1 protein-coding gene is annotated in these 552 nt (G+C 39.3%); it reads left to right on the top strand.

Features of this window, described 5'->3' with window-relative positions; translation table 11 throughout:
- Positions 1–552: M9 family metallopeptidase N-terminal domain-containing protein (locus CWB80_RS22030; protein ID WP_171041578.1), on the top strand; the 552-nt coding region annotated here is incomplete at both ends.

The following is a 552-nucleotide window of genomic DNA, read 5'->3' as shown; positions in this document are numbered from 1 at the left end:
AAGACGTATTTGTCAGTTGTGATTTAGCTGCGATGGCAAGTGCAAGCACTAGTGCAATTATCACTGAACTTAAGAGCCAAGGTACTAGTTGCATTAATGAACTTTTTAGTGCGCCATCTTCTATTCAGAGTCAGGTTTATAGTTCAGATAACATGTATGCCGTTGCAAATCATGCTAAGTCACTCTCACAGACTTATGCTGGTGGTGGAGATGTTGATTTAGAAGCGCTGTTTTTATATTTGCGTGCGGGTTTTTATGTTGAGTTTTATAATGCTGACGTGAATTTTAGCTCTTGGGTACAACCTGCAGTAGTTGATGCTATAGATGCATTTGTAAACAATAGCCACTTTTATGATGATAATGATGGACACGGTAAAACACTTGCTGAAGTTATCATAACTATGGATAGTGCTGAGCAGCAGCATCGTTACTTAAACGTAGTAAAGCAGTGGTTAACGCGCTTCAATGAGAGTTATGCTGCAAAATGGAATATGCGCAGTGCTGTTAATGGTATTTTCACGCTACTTTATCGTGGCCAGTGGAATGATGTAT

The organism is Pseudoalteromonas sp. S1650 (assembly GCF_005887195.1).
Lineage (GTDB): Bacteria > Pseudomonadota > Gammaproteobacteria > Enterobacterales > Alteromonadaceae > Pseudoalteromonas > Pseudoalteromonas simplex.
The sequence above is the reverse complement of the archived record's forward strand: the minus strand, read 5'-3'. Positions and strand labels throughout refer to the sequence as shown.